The sequence below is a fragment of the Bradyrhizobium sp. SZCCHNR1043 genome, from assembly GCF_032489675.1.
GTDB lineage: Bacteria > Pseudomonadota > Alphaproteobacteria > Rhizobiales > Xanthobacteraceae > Bradyrhizobium.
Map to the genome: position 1 here is coordinate 29,760 of NZ_JAUEYN010000005.1, position 17,884 is coordinate 47,643.

17 protein-coding genes and 2 tRNA genes are annotated in these 17,884 nt (G+C 64.0%); 16 read left to right on the top strand and 3 right to left on the bottom strand.

The window, feature by feature from the left end; translation table 11 throughout:
- Nucleotides 1-141 precede the first annotated feature (141 nt).
- The 6 genes from tig (at nucleotide 142) to QX039_RS09905 (ending at nucleotide 7,983) form a co-directional block, all read left to right on the top strand.
- Nucleotides 142-1,500: a trigger factor gene (tig, locus tag QX039_RS09880; RefSeq protein ID WP_315770864.1), complete on the top strand. Its 1,359-nt coding sequence runs from the start codon at nucleotides 142-144 to the stop codon at nucleotides 1,498-1,500.
- A 298-nt stretch (nucleotides 1,501-1,798) separates the two neighbouring features.
- The gene (locus tag QX039_RS09885; protein WP_315738280.1) at nucleotides 1,799-2,431 is read left to right on the top strand and encodes an ATP-dependent Clp protease proteolytic subunit; all 633 of its coding nucleotides are present in this window, start codon (nucleotides 1,799-1,801) and stop codon (nucleotides 2,429-2,431) included.
- Nucleotides 2,432-2,874: 443 nt separating this feature from the next.
- Nucleotides 2,875-4,149, top strand: coding sequence for an ATP-dependent Clp protease ATP-binding subunit ClpX (clpX, locus tag QX039_RS09890; RefSeq protein WP_012044595.1), 1,275 nt, complete (start codon nucleotides 2,875-2,877; stop codon nucleotides 4,147-4,149).
- A gap of 328 nt (nucleotides 4,150-4,477) precedes the next feature.
- A complete protein-coding gene (lon, locus tag QX039_RS09895) occupies nucleotides 4,478-6,901 on the top strand; it encodes an endopeptidase La (protein ID WP_315738279.1) in 2,424 nt (807 codons plus the stop codon).
- 184 nt (nucleotides 6,902-7,085) lie between these two features.
- Nucleotides 7,086-7,162, top strand: a tRNA-Val gene (locus QX039_RS09900).
- 335 nt (nucleotides 7,163-7,497) lie between these two features.
- The gene (locus tag QX039_RS09905) at nucleotides 7,498-7,983 is read left to right on the top strand and encodes a cyclic nucleotide-binding domain-containing protein (RefSeq protein WP_315770862.1); all 486 of its coding nucleotides are present in this window, start codon (nucleotides 7,498-7,500) and stop codon (nucleotides 7,981-7,983) included.
- Here the strand turns inward: QX039_RS09905 and QX039_RS09910 are convergent.
- On the bottom strand, nucleotides 7,922-8,749 hold the full coding sequence (locus QX039_RS09910) for a metallophosphoesterase family protein (RefSeq protein WP_315770860.1): 828 nt from the start codon (nucleotides 8,747-8,749) through the stop codon (nucleotides 7,922-7,924). The two genes, QX039_RS09905 and QX039_RS09910, sit on opposite strands and share 62 nt — an antisense overlap.
- 206 nt (nucleotides 8,750-8,955) lie before the next feature.
- On the opposite strand from QX039_RS09910, the gene QX039_RS09915 reads away from it, so the two are divergent.
- Both QX039_RS09915 and QX039_RS09920 read left to right on the top strand, forming a co-directional pair.
- Nucleotides 8,956-9,558 (top strand): hypothetical protein, encoded by a 603-nt coding sequence (locus QX039_RS09915; protein ID WP_315770859.1) that lies wholly within the window; start codon nucleotides 8,956-8,958, stop codon nucleotides 9,556-9,558.
- 64 nt (nucleotides 9,559-9,622) lie between these two features.
- Complete coding sequence (locus QX039_RS09920) at nucleotides 9,623-10,480, top strand: class I SAM-dependent methyltransferase (RefSeq protein WP_315738275.1); 858 nt, start codon at nucleotides 9,623-9,625, stop codon at nucleotides 10,478-10,480.
- Nucleotides 10,481-10,486: 6 nt separating this feature from the next.
- On the opposite strand, the gene pepT is transcribed toward QX039_RS09920, so the two are convergent.
- Complete coding sequence (gene pepT, locus QX039_RS09925; RefSeq protein WP_315738274.1) at nucleotides 10,487-11,743, bottom strand: peptidase T; 1,257 nt, start codon at nucleotides 11,741-11,743, stop codon at nucleotides 10,487-10,489.
- A gap of 475 nt (nucleotides 11,744-12,218) precedes the next feature.
- Between pepT and QX039_RS09930 the strand changes: the two genes are divergently transcribed.
- Nucleotides 12,219-12,295, top strand: a tRNA-Asp gene (locus QX039_RS09930).
- 190 nt (nucleotides 12,296-12,485) lie between these two features.
- On the opposite strand, the gene QX039_RS09935 is transcribed toward QX039_RS09930, so the two are convergent.
- Nucleotides 12,486-12,683: a hypothetical protein gene (locus tag QX039_RS09935; protein WP_315738273.1), complete on the bottom strand. Its 198-nt coding sequence runs from the start codon at nucleotides 12,681-12,683 to the stop codon at nucleotides 12,486-12,488.
- 609 nt (nucleotides 12,684-13,292) lie between these two features.
- Between QX039_RS09935 and QX039_RS09940 the strand changes: the two genes are divergently transcribed.
- Genes QX039_RS09940 through QX039_RS09970 form a run of 7 tightly spaced genes read left to right on the top strand, consistent with a single transcriptional unit; the run spans nucleotide 13,293 to nucleotide 17,864 of the window.
- A complete protein-coding gene (locus QX039_RS09940; RefSeq protein ID WP_008964559.1) occupies nucleotides 13,293-13,658 on the top strand; it encodes an NADH-quinone oxidoreductase subunit A in 366 nt (121 codons plus the stop codon).
- Nucleotides 13,655-14,239, top strand: coding sequence for a NuoB/complex I 20 kDa subunit family protein (locus QX039_RS09945; RefSeq protein WP_284418856.1), 585 nt, complete (start codon nucleotides 13,655-13,657; stop codon nucleotides 14,237-14,239). Before QX039_RS09940 ends, QX039_RS09945 begins: the two co-directional genes overlap by 4 nt.
- 11 nt (nucleotides 14,240-14,250) lie before the next feature.
- A complete protein-coding gene (locus tag QX039_RS09950; protein ID WP_315738272.1) occupies nucleotides 14,251-14,856 on the top strand; it encodes an NADH-quinone oxidoreductase subunit C in 606 nt (201 codons plus the stop codon).
- Nucleotides 14,857-14,870: 14 nt separating this feature from the next.
- Nucleotides 14,871-16,067, top strand: a complete 1,197-nt coding sequence (locus tag QX039_RS09955) for an NADH-quinone oxidoreductase subunit D (protein WP_315711546.1) — start codon at nucleotides 14,871-14,873, stop codon at nucleotides 16,065-16,067.
- Complete coding sequence (locus QX039_RS09960; protein ID WP_315738271.1) at nucleotides 16,067-17,026, top strand: FkbM family methyltransferase; 960 nt, start codon at nucleotides 16,067-16,069, stop codon at nucleotides 17,024-17,026. Before QX039_RS09955 ends, QX039_RS09960 begins: the two co-directional genes overlap by 1 nt.
- Before the next feature lie 14 nt (nucleotides 17,027-17,040).
- Complete coding sequence (gene nuoE / locus QX039_RS09965) at nucleotides 17,041-17,652, top strand: NADH-quinone oxidoreductase subunit NuoE (protein ID WP_315738270.1); 612 nt, start codon at nucleotides 17,041-17,043, stop codon at nucleotides 17,650-17,652.
- Nucleotides 17,649-17,864 carry a hypothetical protein gene (locus QX039_RS09970; protein ID WP_315711550.1) on the top strand — a complete coding sequence of 72 codons (216 nt, stop codon included), beginning with the start codon at nucleotides 17,649-17,651 and terminating at the stop codon, nucleotides 17,862-17,864. Before nuoE ends, QX039_RS09970 begins: the two co-directional genes overlap by 4 nt.
- Nucleotides 17,865-17,884: the final 20 nt, after the last annotated feature.

The window sequence follows — 17,884 nt, forward strand, 5'->3', positions numbered from 1 at the left end:
CCGGCAGACCCGCCCTCTCGGACAGAGAAGCGGGGCCGCCGATCCCACCGACGCAAGGCCCTTTGCCGCGCGTCGTCCACAATTGAGTCAGATGTGTCCGGATCGCAAGGGTTCGGACCGAAGCGGAAGAAGATTGACGCCATGCAGGTCACAGAAACCTTGTCGGAAGGCTTGAAGCACGAGTTCCAGATCAGCGTTCCGGCGGCGGATCTCGACGCCAAGGCGGATGCCAAGCTGGTCGATCTCAAGGACAAGGTCCGCATCAACGGCTTCCGCCCCGGCAAGGTGCCGGTGGCGCATCTGAAGAAGATCTATGGCAAGTCGGTCATGGCCGAGACTATCGACCAGACCATCCGCGACACCAACACGCAGATCTTCACCGAGCGCGGGTTCCGCCTCGCCACCGAGCCGAAGGTGACGATGCCGACGGAGGAGGCCGAGGTCGAGAAGATCCTCGCTGGCCAGTCCGACCTGACCTACACCGTGGCCGTCGAGGTCGTGCCGGCGATTGCGCTCGCCGACTTCAAGACCTTCTCGGTCGAGAAGCCCGTGGCCGACATCACCGACGCCGATGTCGACGAGGCGATCAAGCGCCTGGCCGATGCCAACCGCAGCTACGCCGCGAAGGCGGAGGGCGCGAAGGCCGAGAGCGGCGACCGGGTGAAGATCAACTTCAAGGGCACGATCGATGGCGTCGCCTTCGAGGGCGGCACCGGCGAGGGCATCGATGTCGTGATCGGCTCGAACACCTTCATTCCCGGCTTCGAGGACCAACTGATCGGGATCGGCGTCGGTGAGACCCGCACGCTCAAGGTGACGTTCCCGACCAACTATCTCAACAACGAGCTCGCGGGGAAGGCCGCGGAGTTCGAGACCACGGCGACCGCGGTCGAGGCTCCGGAGGACAAGGTGGTGGACGATGAGTTCGCCAAGACGCTCGGCCTCGAGTCGCTCGACAAGCTGAAGCAGCTGATGCGCGACCGCCTCGCCGGCGAGTTCAGCCAGGCGACCCGCCAGCGTGTCAAGCGCGCGCTGCTCGACCGTCTCGACGAGACCCACAAGTTCGATGCGCCGCCGTCGCTGATCGACGAGGAGTTCAACCTGATGTGGAACTCGGTCAAGGCCGAGATGGACTCCAGCGGCAAGACCTTCGCCGACGAGAACACCACCGAGGACAAGGCGAAGGACGAGTACCGCACCATCGCCGACCGCCGCGTCCGTCTCGGCCTCGTGCTGTCGGAGATCGGCGAGAAGAACAAGATCACCGTGACCGACGACGAGGTCGGCCGCGCCGTGATGGAGCGCGCGCGCTCGATGCCGGGCCGCGAGAAGGAGGTCTGGGACTTCTATCGCAACAACCCGCAGGCGCTCGCGCAGCTGCGCGCGCCGATCTACGAGGACAAGGTCGTCGACTTCATCCTCGAGCTCGCCAACGTGACCGAGAAGAAGGTCTCCAAGGACGAGCTGTTCAAGGACGACGACAGCGACAAGGCGGCCTGAACAGGTCGCCCATCGTAGGGTTCGCGACATAAGCGCGTGATTAAGGTTGACCGGCGAAAGCGCCGGTCGGCCCGGTTCAGGCGCTGGCCGCCGCCGCGGGAATCAGCTTGAACAGCGCAATGACCTCGCTCGCGGCTGGCCAGGGGACCCGGTCTTGTCACCGGCGAATTGGTCCATATCTGTGAGCTCGGTCTTGAAGTTCTGCATCACGGGACACCTGTCCGTCGCTGCTCGTTGAAATGAGCCTCACCTGCGGCGGCCGGTCGTCTCAACTGCTGGTCCAACCCTTGGGTGATTCATGCGCGATCCCGTCGAAACCTATATGAACCTTGTGCCCATGGTGGTCGAACAGACCAACCGCGGTGAGCGCGCCTACGACATCTTCTCGCGCCTCCTGAAGGAGCGCATCATCTTCGTGACCGGTCCGGTGGAGGACGGCATGGCGACCCTGATCGTCGCGCAGCTCCTGTTCCTCGAGGCCGAGAACCCGAAGAAGGAAATCGCGATGTACATCAACTCGCCCGGTGGCGTGGTGACGTCGGGCCTCGCGATCTACGACACGATGCAGTTCATCCGTCCGGCGGTGTCGACGCTGTGCACCGGCCAGGCGGCTTCGATGGGCTCGCTGCTGCTCTGTGCCGGCCACAAGGACATGCGCTTCTCGCTGCCGAACTCGCGCATCATGGTGCATCAGCCGTCCGGCGGGTTCCAGGGCCAGGCGACCGACATCATGCTGCACGCCCAGGAGATCCTGAACCTGAAGAAGCGGCTGAACGAGATCTACGTCAAGCACACCGGCCAGTCTTACAAGGCGATCGAGGACGCCCTGGAGCGCGACAAATTCCTCACGGCGGAAGCGGCCCAGGAGTTCGGCCTGATCGACAAGGTTCTCGACAAGCGGCCGGAAGATCCGGCGGCGATGGGTAAGTGAGCCGTCCGTGATCGAGGCGGGGTCCGATTGACGGGCCTCGGAACGCAATAGCATCGCCTTTGCCGGCTCGGGCCGGCAAAGGTACCAAGGTGGGGTCCCAAAAGGGCCGCAACCCTGCCGTGCGGCCGGCAAATAGGCGTGGCAAACACGCAACGCTTCGCTGATTTCGCGTGTTCTTACCGTGTCAAGCCCCAAAATCACGGTAATGTCACGGTCTAGGGTCTGTGCTCCGATTAGCGAATTCTTGATAGTCGGATGACAGCATGATTGGCTAGAGTGTCCAGTTATGGATCGTGGGGGATTCGCGTAGGTCGTCGGTGCACGACGGGTGAAGAACAAGGTGTTAATTTTGGTACGAAATTTGCTCTTTCACCAGTCTGGTCCGGCCCGTGCCGGATCGGAACGAACGAGCGGACAAGAGCGAACCGCGGACGGAGACAGGAATGAGTAAGGTCGGCACGAGCGACTCGAAGAACACGCTATATTGCTCGTTCTGCGGCAAGAGCCAGCACGAAGTCCGCAAACTGATCGCAGGTCCAACCGTCTTCATCTGCGACGAGTGCGTCGAACTCTGCATGGACATCATCCGCGAGGAGAACAAGTCCTCGCTGGTGAAGTCGCGCGACGGGATTCCGACCCCGAAGGAGATCTGCAAGGTCCTGGACGATTACGTCATCGGCCAGAACCATGCGAAGAAGGTGCTGTCGGTCGCCGTCCACAACCACTACAAGCGGCTGAACCATCAGACCAAGCACTCGGACGTCGAGCTGGCGAAGTCGAACATCCTGCTGATCGGCCCGACCGGCTCGGGCAAGACGTTGCTCGCCCAGACGCTCGCCCGCATCCTGGACGTGCCGTTCACGATGGCGGACGCGACGACCCTGACCGAGGCCGGCTATGTCGGTGAGGACGTCGAGAACATCATCCTGAAGCTCTTGCAGGCGGCCGACTACAATGTCGAGCGCGCGCAGCGTGGCATTGTCTACATCGACGAGATCGACAAGATCAGTCGCAAGTCGGACAATCCGTCGATCACCCGCGACGTGTCGGGCGAGGGCGTCCAGCAGGCGCTGCTCAAGATCATGGAGGGCACGGTTGCGTCGGTTCCGCCGCAGGGCGGCCGCAAGCACCCGCAGCAGGAGTTCCTGCAGGTCGACACCACCAACATCCTCTTCATCTGCGGTGGTGCGTTCTCTGGACTGGAGAAGATCATCTCGGCGCGCGGCCGGTCGACCTCGATCGGCTTCGCCGCCCAGGTTCTGGCGCCGGAAGACCGCCGTACCGGCGAGATCTTCCGTCACGTCGAGCCTGAGGATCTCCTGAAGTACGGCCTGATCCCCGAGTTCGTCGGCCGTCTGCCGGTCGTGGCGACGCTCGAGGATCTCGACGAGAACTCGCTGAAGAAGATCCTGACCGAGCCCAAGAACGCGCTGGTGAAGCAGTATCAGCGGCTGTTCGAGATGGAGAACATCGAGCTCACCTTCGCCGACGAGGCGCTGGGCGCAGTGGCGCGCAAGGCCATCGAACGCAAGACCGGCGCGCGTGGCCTGCGGTCGATCCTCGAGAGCATCCTGCTCGAGACGATGTTCGACCTGCCGGGTCTCGAGGGCGTCGAGGAAGTGGTCATCTCGCGCGAAGTGGTCGAGGGCACGGCCCGTCCGCTCTACATCTACGCCGATCGGTCCGATCGTGCGGTGGAAAGCAGCGCCAGCGCGTGAGGCGCGCTGGCACGAGAGACAGAAGACCTCGATTTGTTAGATCGGCGATCGCTGCGGACATCATGTCCGCGGCATCGCAGCGTTTCAGCGTCCCGCCGCGTAAAGCCATTTTTGGCGGGTGTTTACCGATACTTGACACCCCCCGGGTCGATAGCCACCTAATGTCGCGTGGCGATACAAATCTCAATCCCGGGATTCGCCTCAACAAACGATCCGAAACAAGCGGGCGATATCGACGCGTCAGTGATGTCCGGATCAGATCGCACCTTGTGGCGGTTGCGCACGATGGCGGACTGCGTGCAAGGGGGCTAAACAAAAGGAACAGGCCATGACGACCCCCAAACCCCGGCCGACCATCGTCTACGGCGAGAGCCACGCGTATCCGGTTCTGCCGCTCCGCGACATCGTCGTCTTCCCGCACAACATCGTTCCGCTGTTCGTCGGCCGCGAGAAATCGATCCGCGCGCTCGAAGAGGTGATGAAGAACGACGCGCTGGTGATGCTGGCGACGCAGAAGAACGCGTCCGACGATGATCCAGCTGCGGATGCTATCTACGAGACCGGGACGCTCGCCAGCGTGCTGCAACTCCTCAAGCTGCCCGACGGCACCGTGAAGGTGCTGGTCGAGGGTCTGGAGCGCGCGCGCGTCGAGAAGTACACCGATCGTGCCGACTACTACGAAGCCACTGCCGTTGCGCTCGAGGATACCGATGCGAAGTCGGTCGAGGCCGAAGCGCTCGGGCGGTCCGTCGTGTCGGACTTCGAAAGCTACGTGAAGCTGAACAAGAAGATCTCCGCCGAAGTCGTCGGCGTCGTTCAGTCGATCACCGATTTCGGCAAGCTGGCCGACACCGTCGCCTCGCATCTCGCCGTCAAGATCGCCGATCGCCAGGGCATCCTGGAGACGCTGTCCGTCACCACGCGCCTGGAGAAGGTGCTGGGCCTGATGGAGAGCGAGATCTCGGTGCTGCAGGTCGAGAAGCGCATCCGCTCGCGCGTCAAGCGCCAGATGGAGAAGACCCAGCGCGAGTACTACCTGAATGAGCAGATGAAGGCCATTCAGAAGGAGCTGGGTGACGAGGACGGCCGCGACGAGCTCGCCGATCTGGAAGAGCGCATCAACAAGACCAAGCTCTCCAAGGAAGCGCGAGAGAAGGCGCAGCACGAGCTGAAGAAGCTGCGCCAGATGTCGCCGATGTCTGCGGAAGCGACCGTCGTGCGCAACTATCTGGATTGGCTGCTGTCGATCCCGTGGAACAAGAAGTCCAAGGTGAAGAAGGATCTGGAGGCCGCGCAGGCGGTTCTGGATGCGGATCACTATGGGCTGGAGAAGGTCAAGGATCGCATCGTCGAGTACCTGGCGGTGCAGTCGCGCGCCAACAAGCTGACCGGCCCGATCCTGTGCCTGGTCGGACCTCCCGGCGTCGGCAAGACCTCGCTCGGCAAGTCGATCGCGAAGGCCACCGGCCGCGAGTTCGTTCGCGTGTCTCTGGGCGGCGTGCGCGACGAGGCGGAGATCCGCGGTCATCGCCGGACCTATATCGGTTCGATGCCCGGCAAGATCATCCAGTCGATGCGCAAGGCCAAGACCTCGAACCCGCTCTTCCTGTTGGACGAGATCGACAAGATGGGCTCGGACTTCCGGGGTGACCCGTCGTCGGCGCTGCTGGAGGTTCTGGACCCCGAGCAGAACACGACGTTCAACGATCACTATCTGGAGGTCGACTACGACCTGTCGAACGTGATGTTCATCACGACCGCGAATACGCTGAATATTCCCGGGCCGCTGATGGACCGCATGGAGATCATCCGCATCGCGGGCTACACCGAGACCGAAAAGCTCGAGATCGCCCGCAAGCATCTGATCCCGTCCGCGCTGTCGAAGCACGGCCTGGATTCGAAGGAGTGGTCGATCGACGATGACGCGCTGCTGCTCGTGATCCGGCGCTACACCCGCGAGGCGGGCGTGCGTAACCTGGAGCGTGAGATTTCCACACTGGCCCGCAAGGCCGTGAAGGAGCTCATGATGTCCAAGAAGAAGTCGGTGAAGGTCACCGAGAAGGCCGTCGAGGAATTCTTGGGTGTGCCGAAGTATCGCTTCGGTGAGATCGAGAGCGACGATCAGGTCGGGATCGTCACGGGTCTGGCATGGACCGATGTCGGCGGTGAGCTGCTCACCATTGAAGGCGTCATGATGCCCGGCAAGGGCAAGATGACGGTGACGGGCAATCTGCGCGACGTCATGAAGGAGTCGATCTCGGCGGCGGCGTCCTACGTCCGCTCGCGGGCGATCGTCTACGGCATCGAGCCGCCGATGTTCGACCGCCGCGACATCCACGTCCACGTTCCGGAGGGGGCGACCCCGAAGGACGGTCCGTCGGCGGGCGTCGCGATGGCAACCGCAATCATCTCGGTCATGACGGGCATTCCGATCCGTCACGACGTGGCGATGACCGGCGAGATCACCTTGCGTGGTCGCGTGCTGCCGATCGGCGGTCTGAAGGAGAAGCTGCTGGCTGCGGCCCGCGGCGGCATCAAGACGGTGCTGATCCCCGAGGACAACGCCAAGGATCTCACGGAGATCTCCGATGCGATCAAGGGCGGCATGGACATCATCCCGGTGTCCCGTCTCGACGACGTCGTCGCCCGTGCCCTGGTCCGCAAGCCGGTGCCGATCGTCTGGGAAGAGGACACCAAGGTGCCGGTGAAGGCCGACGGCGACGAAGCCGCCGGCGGCCTGACCGCCCACTGAGGTCCGAACTGATCCAAGGAAACGGCGCCCGTAAGGGCGCCGTTTTCGTTGGGAGATCGAACCACCGACCCTTCGAGCGTGCGTGGTCTGCCCCCACCGTTCCCGCTGCGGCGGTTTCTCGCTGCCGCCGCGTGGTTCCGGCGTTGATTGAGGATCGGGCAGGGGGTAAAGAAGCGCGACGTGAGGGCGGCTAGCTCAGCTGGTTAGAGCATCTCGTTTACACCGAGAGGGTCGGGAGTTCGAATCTCTCGCCGCCTACCATTAGCATCCGCTGGGACGCACCCTCGCAATGGTGACGCTGCTATTGTCGTGCGCGTCGATTTTCCAAGCTGATGGCGATGCTCTCCAGAAGCGCGTTTGTGCGTCGGGTTTCATCGATCTGCTGCTCTCGTAAAGCTGAGCCACCTTGCCATCGAGCCTCGGCGGCTGAGCCAAACCCACGTCCCGATCACGATGATGGCGCCGCCGAGTGCTATTCGGACAGGGGGTTAAAATCCTTTGCGACAGCTGGTGCGAAGCGCCCGGACGATTTCGCGTGGCGATGAACCGTTCTTCGGCTAGCTTGGCGCGCGGAGTGAAACATCGCGGGCGAACCGATGACCGACTTCCTGCGCCACTGCACCGGCGGACATGAGCGTGCGATTCCGGCGGGCACCATGCTGCTCGAGGAGGGGCATAGCACCGGGCATCTCTACATCCTGCTCGAGGGGCGGCTGGAGGTGATCAAGGCCGGCGCCACGGTGGCGGTCGTGTCGGAGCCGGGCGCGCTGTTCGGTGAAATGTCGCTGCTGCTTGAGCAGCCTCACACGGCGACCGTGCGCGCCGCCGCGGATTGCCTGATCTACGAAATTCCCGACGCTCGGCGCTTCCTGGCTGAAAATCCCGAGGCGACGCTCGCGATCGCGCGCATGCTGGCGCAGCGCCTGAACGTCGCCAACAGCTATCTCGCCGACCTCAAGCGGCAATATGCCGGCCATGGCACGCATCTGGCGATGGTCGGCGAGGTGCTGCAGAGCATGATCAACCTGCCGCCGCAGCAGGTTTCGCCAGGAACGGATCTGGAATCCGATCCACGACTCTGAGCCAGTCCGGCGCCGCCGTCACGGGCTGGGCCGGGCGTTGCAGCGGACCGGCGAGATCGACCCATTCGGCTTGCCCCGCCGCCAGCCAGAAGGCGCGCCCTTCATCGGTGTCGAGCACCATGTAGGCCGGCGGTCGCCCGGGCTGCCGTCCGGTGTTGAAGACCCAAGTCTCACCGACGCGATCGAACCAGGAGCCGTCCTTGATGAACGGCGACTGGTGCACGTGGCCGGAGATCACCATTGCCGGGCGGTGCCGCGCGATGAAGCCTTCGAGCTCGGTGTCGCCGAAGAAGCGTTTGCCGCCCCAGCTCACCGGCGAGTTGGCCGGCGGCGCATGATGCACCCAGATCCAGCGGGCTGCGTCGCGCGTCGCGGCGGCATCGAGCTGGCGTCCGATCGCGGCCTTGACCAGCGGACCGTCCCACCACGGGCAAAGCGAGAACAGCGTATCGCCGATCAGGACGTCATCGCCGTCGGCCGCGATGCCGAGCTCGCGGACCGTCCCGATCCAGGCCGCGATCTTCTCGCCATCCGGGCTGCGCTCCTCCAGGTCATGATTGCCCGAGCAGATCATGACCCGCGTCTTGGCCGCCAGGAGCACGAGATATGTCTTCACGACCACGATCTGGGCGCGAATGTCGACGATCGAGGCGAGATCGAGCGCATCGCCGGCGAACACCACCGCATCAAAATGATCGGCAGCCGCCGCCAGCCAGTCGAACTGCGGCAGCGAGTAATGAAGATCGGCAACGATAAGAGTGCGCATGTGGCTCCTGACGCGCCTGATCGAAGCAAGAGCGAGACCAGAACCAGCGAGACCAGAGGCTGTCCCGCTATTGCATTGCGCTGCTGCGCTCGCCAGCAGGTCCGCGCGCATCTATCGATCCCTCGCCCGCGGCGGTATGATGGGGCCGTTTTTCAGCCGCAGCTGCTAATTGCGAGTGTCCCATGTCTCGTCGTCCGCGACCGCCCATGACTGTTTCCTTCGTCCGCACAGGCGAGCGCCGCTACGCGGTGCGCGCGACGCTCGGCGACGGACGCACCCTCGAAATGAGCCCGGCGCCAGGCTTCGATCCCTGGATGCCGCATGATCTGCAACACTTCATCGTCGAGAAGCATCTCGGGATTGACGGCGCCGTGTTCGGGCGGCTCGCGGCCGGCGGCACGGCCGGGACTTTTCATTTGGTCCCGCATGCGACCTCGTCCCGCGAGACCGCGCGGCTGCGTCGCAGGCATGAGGCCAGGGACCAGCGCCTGATGCCGGAACGCAGCGAGGACTATGCCCGCTCCGAGCGCGCCACCTATGTGTGCTGGCAGGACTGGCTGCAGCAGGCTGACGATCCGGCGCTGCGGGCGCGCGGGGCCGAGATGGCACCGTCGGCGCGCAGCCTGCTAAATGGGATGTCAGCGGAGGAGCGCGCGGCCTACACGCCGATGCGGCGCGACGCCATCCGACAGGAGTTCGCGCGGCTGAGCCGATGTTGGAGCGCTCTCGCCGTCGGCGAAAGTCTCTCCGAACCGTGGTCAGAACCGGCCCACTTTCTTCCTCGAGCGCATCGCGGCCTCGTGCCTTGACAGGACAGGCGGCTGCATGCGCCATGCCGGCTCTTGCGATGACCTCAATCAGACAGGGCACATCATGCAATTGCCGGCAGGGGACGAGCGCAACGCCGACCAGATCGCCTATTGGAACGGGCCGGGCGGCCAGCGCTGGTCCGATCGCCAGGAGGCGCAGGACATCCTGCTCGCACCGGTGTCGCAGATCCTGATCGACCGCATCGCGGCCAAGCCGGGTGATCGTGTGCTCGATATCGGCTGCGGTTGTGGCGGCCTGTCGATCGCGCTGGCCGGGCAGGTGGCGCCTGGCGGGCATGTGCTCGGGGTCGACATTTCCGCCCCGATGCTGGAGCGGGCGCGCGCGGTGGCGCCGGCCGGGCTTCCCGCCGAATTCGTGCTGGCCGACGCGACCGTGCATCCGTTCGCGCCGGCGAGCTTCGATCTGCTGGTGTCGCGGTTCGGCGTGATGTTCTTCGCCGATCCGGTGGCGTCGTTCGCCAACATCCGCCGCGCGCTGAAGCCGGGCGGCCGGGTCGTATTCGCCTGCTGGCGCGAGCCGAAAGCCAATCCCTGGATGATCGCGCCGCTGCAGGCGGTCTATCGCCACGTCCCGAAGCTGCCAGAGATGGCGCCCGACGATCCCGGTCCATTTGCCTTCGCATCGGAAGCGCGGGTGACGCGCATCCTGGGCGAGGCCGGCTTCAGCGACGTCGCGCTGGAGGCACATGCGCTGTCGCTCGACGTCGCGATCGGCAAGGGGCTCGATGCGGCCGTACAATCGGCCTTCGAGATCGGCCCCGCCAGCCGCGCGCTGGAGGGGCATCCCCAGGAGACGCGCGATGCGGCGCGGCAGTCGGTTCGCGAGCTGCTGACGCAGTATGTACGCGGCGACAGCGTGACGCTCGCCGGCTCGATCTGGCTGGTGACGGCGCGCGCCTGACGGCGCTCAGGACTGCTCTTCCCAGATCATCGCCAGATGGACGATGGTCTGCACCGCCTTCTCCATGTCCTGGACGCTGACCCATTCGAGACGCGAGTGGAAGGCATGCTCGCCGGCGAAGATGTTGGGGCAGGGCAGGCCCATGAACGACAGCCGCGAACCATCGGTCCCGCCGCGGATCGATGTCCTGACCGGCGTCAGGCCGGCGCGGCGGATCGCCTCCTCGGCATAGGTCACGATCTCCGGATGCAGATCGATGACCTCCTTCATGTTGCGGTATTGCTGCCGAACCTCCATCCGGTAGCTCGAGCGCGGATAGTCCTTCAGGACGTCCCTGACGATGTCCTCGAGCAGCGCTTCCTTCTGCCGCAAGCCCTGCTCGCTGAAATCGCGCACGATGAAATCGAGCCGCGCCTGTTCGAGCGCGCCGGAGATCCCGACCGGATGCAGGAAGCCTTCCTTGCCCTCCGTCGTTTCCGGCGAGCAGCTATCCTTCGGGAGCCGCTCGATGATCGCAGATGCGATCTTGATGGCATGCTCCATCTTGCCCTTGGCAAAGCCGGGATGGGCGCTGACACCGTTGATGAGGATGGTGGCACCGTCGGCGGAGAAGGTCTCGTCCTCGATGTTGCCGGCGGTCTCGCCATCCATCGTGTAGCCGAAATCGGCGCCGAGCTTCTTCAGGTCGACCCGGTCGACGCCGCGGCCGATCTCCTCGTCCGGCGTGAACAGGATCTTGATGGTGCCGTGCTTGATCTGCGGATGGCTGATCAGGAACTGCGCCGCGTCCATGATCTCGGCGATGCCGGCCTTGTTGTCGGCCCCCAGCAGCGTGGTACCGTCCGTGGTGACGATGTCGTTGCCGATCTGGTCCCTCAACGCCGGATGCTCGGCGGCACGGATGATCTGGCTCGGGTCCTTAGGCAGCACGATGTCGCCGCCCTGGTAGTTGCGCACGATCTGCGGCTTCACGTCGGCTCCGGAGCAGTCGGGCGACGTGTCCATGTGCGAGCAGAAGCAGATCACCGGCACGGCCTTGTCGGTGGTGGCCGGGATGGTCGCATAGACGTAGCCGTGGTCGTCCAGATGGGCGTCCGAGAGGCCCATCGCCTGCAGCTCGGCTGCGAGCAACCGGCCGAGATTCTTCTGTTTGAGCGTCGAAGGGCAGGTCGGCGATGTCGGGTCCGACTGGGTGTCGATCACGACATAGCGGAGCAGACGCTCGGTGACGGAGTGGGTGTAGCTGCGAAGCGGATCGGACATGTGCACCACAAGGACAGGAGAGGGAACAATATGTTACCGTATGCATCGGTATACTAATATATCAGTTATTGCATGCCAGATACCAGGGTTCATCAGGCTATCAGTGGTTCCCCCGATCAAAGCGCATCCGCCGGCTCCTTTGCTGCGGAATGCGACGTCGCGACCCGCTGTGATCGGTACCGCCCGCCGGCGGCTGAATTGCGCGCTCCTGCGCGCGCATGGGACCTAAAGGATACCCAGTCCGGCGATTCGAAACTCATCTTCCTTTGCGGCCGTGCCGTTGCGGTCCCGAAGAAAAAAGACGGATCATCGACTTGGCCCATCATCATGCGCGATTTACGGCGGATGCCCGACGCCACTGAGAGAGACCGCGATTGACCGCTCATCAAGGACTTCGCACAGCTATCGGTTCATTGTCCTTGACTTCGAAACATCGCCCCTTTAAGTCGCACTCCTCCGCGGATTTCGCGATCACGCGGGAGTAGCTCAGTTGGTTAGAGCGCCGGCCTGTCACGCCGGAGGTCGCGGGTTCGAGCCCCGTCTCTCGCGCCATGTTTTCAATGGCTTAGCTTTCGATTTGATCCTTTGGCCGCCGCAAGCCGTGCGACCGCGTGATCTCTCCCCGGCCACCACCTGACGCTTCGCCGAACTGCAGGCGCTCCGTCGCTAATCTTTCCGATCGGGCACGAAAAAGGCCACCCAGCGGGTGGCCTGCGACCGCTGTCAGCAGCGGACCGACGGCTCAGCGCACCATCGAGTCGCTGGAACTCGTCACGGTCACAGGCTTGCCGGCCTTCACGACGTGCGATGCCGTCTGGCTGTAGTCCACATTGGCGCGGGTCGCGATACCGAAAGCGGTTACCGCGATGCCTGCGATCAGGGCAACGACGACGATCTTCAGGTGAGTCGATCGGTCTGCGGAATGCAGCGAGTGGTTCATGTCAGCCTCCCGGCGTCTCAGAGCGCCACTTTGTTGCCTGGACATGTACCTCCGCTTTGTTTCGATCCGGTTTCTTCGTTTCCTCAAAATGGTTTCATCGGTTGCAGTCGGAGCGCCGGCAATCGGGAGTATGCGGCCGGAGCCCGTGATCGGCACCCATGCCGGCATCGGCGGTGACCACGGCCGCGCCGGCCGCCGCAGGTGATCTTGATCCGGCGGCCCTTCGTGACCATCTGACGTGATAACGGACGCCTATCGGGTGACGGTCCAGTCGCCTTGCTTGGATCGCTCGATCGAACGCTGATCCGCATCTGTCTCCGACCCCGCCCAGCCTGCGCACGACGGCGTGCGTGCTCGCGATCGCTGATCACCTCAGCATCCCGCGCCGGTCCGTGCGACACCGTAATGCTGCGGGTCTGCAATGCGGCTCCTGCACGCGTCATCCGTGGCGCCGTGGCTCGGTGTGTCCAGGTTTCCGCAATGTGGGGAGGGATGACACCGGCGAGACGGCTTGTCTTGCGCGGCTTGGTGCGCTGCGCTAAGGCTTCGACCAATTCCAATGCAACGAATCTGCGGTTTGCACCGAAACCGCAGAGGAAAGTGGCGCCGATGACCGGCATCCTCCAGAACTATCTCCCCCTCGTCGTGTTCATAGGTGTCGCAGCCATCATCGGGGTGGTTCTGCTGATCGCGCCCTTCCTGGTCGCCTACCAGCAGCCCGATCCCGAGAAGCTCTCCGCGTACGAATGCGGCTTCAATGCGTTCGACGACGCGCGCATGAAGTTCGACGTCCGCTTCTATCTGGTGGCCATCCTTTTCATCATCTTCGACCTCGAAGTCGCCTTCCTGTTCCCCTGGGCAGTGGCATTCGGCAAGCTCGGCGCGGCCGGCTTCTGGTCGATGCTGGTGTTCCTGGCCGTGCTGACGGTCGGGTTTGCCTACGAATGGAAGAAAGGCGCGCTTGAATGGGATTGAGCCCGACCACGTCCTCGACCGGTCCGGTGATCGCACCGGCCCCGAAGGGCATTCTCGATCCCGCGACCGGCAGGCCGATCGGTGCCAACGACCCGTACTTCCTCGAGGTCAGGCACGAACTGTCGGACAAGGGATTCTTCGTTGCCACCGCTGACGATCTCATCACCTGGGCCCGCACCGGCTCCCTGATGTGGATGACGTTCGGCCTGGCCTGCTGCGCCGTCGAGATGATGCAGGTGTCGATGCCGCGCTACGACGTCGAGCGCTTCGGCTTCGCGCCGCGCGCCTCGCCGCGCCAGTCGGACGTGATGATCGTCGCCGGCACCCTGACCAACAAGATGGCGCCGGCGCTGCGCAAGGTCTACGACCAGATGCCGGAGCCGCGCTACGTCATCTCGATGGGGTCGTGCGCCAATGGCGGCGGCTACTATCACTATTCCTATTCGGTGGTCCGCGGCTGCGACCGCATCGTTCCCATTGATATCTATGTGCCCGGCTGTCCGCCGACCGCGGAAGCGCTGCTGTACGGTGTTCTGCTGCTGCAGAAGAAGATCCGGCGCACCGGCACCATCGAACGCTGAAGGTTTTCGTTATGGACGACGGCAGGCTCGACGCCCTTGGGCAGACGATCGTGAGCGCGCTTCCGGGCGCGGCGATCGGCCATTCGGTCGCTTTCAATCAGCTCACGGTGAACGTGGAGCCGGGTCGGATCGTCGAGGTTGTGAAGTATCTGCGTGATGATCCGGCTCTCCGGTTCGTCAACATCACCGACATCACCGCGGTCGACTACCCGGAGCGCGCCAAGCGCTTCGATGTCGTCTACCACTTCCTGTCTCCGACCCTGAACGCACGGATCCGGCTCAAGGCCGAGGCCGACGAGACGACGCAGGTGCCGTCGCTGATCGACGTCTTCCCGGGGGCGGATTGGTTCGAGCGCGAGGCCTATGACCTCTACGGCGTGATCTTCGTCGGTCACCCCGACATGCGCCGCCTGCTGACGGATTACGGCTTCGACGGCCACCCGCTGCGCAAGGACTTCCCCACCACCGGCTTCGTCGAGGTGCGCTACGACGACCAGGAGAAGCGGGTGATCTACGAGCCTGTCAGGCTCAACCAGGAATTCCGCAAGTTCGATTTCCTGTCGCCCTGGGAAGGCGCGGACTATCCGCTGCCCGGCGACGAGAAAGCGACGAAGTGAGTGGGAGCGCGAGCATGAACGAGCAGAGCCCGGCACTCCGCAACTTCACGATCAACTTTGGCCCGCAGCATCCGGCGGCGCACGGTGTGCTGCGCCTTGTGCTGGAGCTGGACGGTGAGGTGGTCGAGCGCGTCGATCCGCATATCGGCCTTCTGCATCGCGGCACCGAGAAGCTGATCGAGACCAAGACCTACATGCAGGCGATGCCCTATTTCGATCGGCTCGACTACGTCGCGCCGATGAACCAGGAGCATGCCTTCTGCCTCGCCGCCGAGCGCCTGCTCGGCATCGAGGTGCCGCGCCGCGGCCAACTGATCCGCGTGCTCTACTCCGAGATCGGACGGCTGCTGTCGCATTTGCTCAACGTCACCACCCAGGCGATGGACGTCGGCGCGCTGACCCCGCCGCTGTGGGGCTTCGAGGAGCGCGAGAAGCTGATGGTGTTCTATGAGCGGGCCTCCGGCTCGCGCATGCACGCCAACTACTTCCGCATCGGTGGCGTCCACCAGGACCTGCCGCCGAAGCTGATCGACGACATCGACGCATTCTGCGATCCGTTCCTGAAGGTGGTCGACGATCTCGACCGGCTTCTCACCGGCAACCGCATCTTCAAGCAGCGTAACGTCGACATCGGCGTCGTGACCCTGAAGCAGGCCTGGGAGTGGGGCTTCTCCGGCGTGATGGTGCGCGGCTCGGGCGCGGCCTGGGACCTGCGCAAGTCGCAGCCCTACGATGTCTATGCCGAGATGGAGTTCGACGTTCCGATCGGCAAGAACGGCGACTGCTACGACCGCTATCTGATCCGCATGGAAGAGATGCGCCAGTCGGTGCGTATCATGAAGCAGTGCATCCAGAAGCTGCGCGCACCGGACGGGCAGGGCCCGGTGATGATCACCGACAACAAGATCGCGCCGCCGCGCCGCGGTGAGATGAAGCGCTCGATGGAAGCGCTGATCCACCACTTCAAGCTCTATACCGAGGGCGTGCACGTCCCCGCGGGTGAGATCTATGCGGCGGTCGAGGCGCCGAAGGGCGAGTTCGGCGTCTATCTTGTCGCCGACGGCACCAACAAGCCCTACAAGTGCAAGATCCGCGCGCCGGGCTTCGCGCATCTGCAGGCGATGGATTTCATCTGCCGCGGCCATCTGCTCGCCGACGTCTCGGCCATTCTCGGCTCGCTCGACATCGTGTTCGGAGAGGTGGACCGCTGATGGGCCATGCGCCGATCCAGTTCGATCGTGCTTCCGGAGCGCTCGAAGGAGCGAACCTCTGGGAGCGCACGGCTGCATTGGCGCTGTCGACCGGCTCGAAGATCTCGTCGCATTTCTCGCATCGCGGCTACAATCGCTGCGCCAACCTGCTGCGCTTGGCGCTGCCCGAGCGCGACATCGCGGTGAAGCTCAACCCGGACGCCGTGTTCGAGTTCCCCTATGGCGACGGCTACTGGAGCAAGCTTCTCAACCGCGACTATCACTATGAGGACGAGCTCGAGCTCCTGTTCCTCGGCACTGTCGATGTCGACTACACCTTCATCGATGGCGGGGCCAATTACGGCTACTGGTCGGTGCTGGTGTCGAGCACGCCCTACGGCTCGCACAAGGCGATCGCGATCGAGCCGTCCTCGGCGAACTTCGCCAAGCTTGCGAACAATGCGCAGATCAACGGCGGCCGCTTCGAAGTGATGAAGTGCGCCATCGGCGAACGCCGCGGCGTCGCGCATCTCACCGGTACCAAGCACGAGGCCTTCAGTATCGCCGGCGACAGCGCTGGCGGTGAGCAGGTGCCAGTGATGGCGCTCGACGATCTCATCGACGACGGCAACGTCGCCGCTTCCGGCAAGTACCTGATCAAGCTCGACGTCGAGGGCGTCGAGATCGAGGCGATCAAGGGTGGGGCGCGGCTGCTTGCGACCGACAGCATGGTCCTGTGCGAGGAGCACGGCCAGGATCGCAATCATACGGTGTCGCGCTACATCCTCGATGAAACGCCGATGCAACTGATGGTCTACGACCCCGCGAGCGGCCGCTTCGAGATCGTGACCGAGCTGTCGATCCTCGACCGCATCAAGGCGTCCGCTCACGTCGGCTATAACGTGTTCGGAACTGCAAGTGCCTTCTGGCAGAATCGCGTCGCAGCGCTCAATGCAAGTGCCGCGCGCCGCATGCAATGAAAGACTGAAGAGCCATGTCCGTCCGCCGTCTTGCCCCGAAGGAAGTCCAGCCCGCGAGCTTTGCGTTCACGGAGGAAAACCTCGCCTTCGCCAAGGCTCAGATCGCGAAATACCCGGAAGGCCGGCAGGCCTCGGCGGTGATCGCGATCCTGTGGCGCGCGCAGGAGCAGAACGAGGGCTGGGTGTCCGAAGCTGCGATCCGCGTCGTCGCTGACATGCTAGGCATGCCCTACATCCGCGTGCTCGAGGTCGCGACTTTCTACACCATGTTCCAGCTGCAGCCGGTCGGCAAGAAGGCGCACGTGCAGGTCTGCGGCACCACGCCGTGCCGGCTGCGCGGCGCCGAGGAACTGATCGAGGTCTGCAAGCACCGCATTCATCACGACCCCTTCCATCTGTCGAAGGATGGCGGCTTCAGCTGGGAAGAGGTCGAGTGCCTGGGCGCCTGCGTGAATGCGCCGATGGTGCAGGTCTGGAAGGACACGTATGAGGACCTGACGCCGGAGAGCTTCGGCAAGGTGCTCGACGGCTTCGCGACCGGCAACCTGCCGACGCCTGGTCCGCAGAACGGCCGCCAGTTCTCGGCGCCCGCCGGCGGTCCGACCACGTTGAAGGAAAAGACATGAGCCGCAACCGCACCCGCGTTGCGGCCCTGACCGAAGAGGGCGCCGCGATGAAGAACTGGCGCTACGTGGCACTGCATACGCTCGCAGCCGCCGCTTTCATTTTCGTGCTGCAGCGGTTCGCGCTCAATGCGACGCTGGAGTCCAGTCTGCTGTGGGCCTTGGTGTTCGGCGGCTGCGCCGCCTTCATCGCCACCATGCAGTCGAACCGCTGACATCCGAGGAAGCCGTCTGA